The following is a 530-nucleotide window of genomic DNA, read 5'->3' as shown; positions in this document are numbered from 1 at the left end:
CCAGATCGCAGCTAGCTGTGTTTCTGCCTCTGTCCTTGGGGCCACGTATTCTTTGCTGGACAAGCCCGAACCATCCAGTTCCGGTAAGGCCTTCCTATCTAACTTTCCATTATTGGTCAAGGGCATCTCATCGAGTTTTACCCATAACTGAGGCGCCATATACTCCGGCAAGCTTTGCTGTAATGCTGACTGCAAGGCTTCCTTGTCCAATTCTCCTTCCAAGACCACATAACCAACCAATCGCTTACTGCCATGCTCATCCTGCCTGGCCAACACACAAGATTGGTTTACTTCTGGTAACAAGGATAAGGCGTTCTCTATCTCTCCCAACTCAATGCGGTAGCCGCGGATCTTGACCTGATCGTCCTTTCTGCCGATATATTCAATAGTACCATCGGGCAGCCACCTGGCTAGATCGCCCGTTCTGTACATGTGTTCCCCTGCTTTAAATGGATTGGCGACAAATTGTTCCTTGGTCAGTGCTTCCTGATTTAAGTATCCTCGAGCTACCTGATCTCCCCCTATACATA

The 530-nt window shown here is 49.1% G+C and carries 1 protein-coding gene; it reads right to left on the bottom strand.

Annotated features, from left to right (window positions below):
- Nucleotides 1-530: AMP-binding enzyme (locus tag AC04NP_RS30630; RefSeq protein WP_482863941.1), on the bottom strand; the 530-nt coding region annotated here is incomplete at both ends.

The sequence above is a fragment of the Agaribacillus sp. DX54 genome (assembly GCF_056858335.1).
The sequence above is the reverse complement of the archived record's forward strand: the minus strand, read 5'-3'. Positions and strand labels throughout refer to the sequence as shown.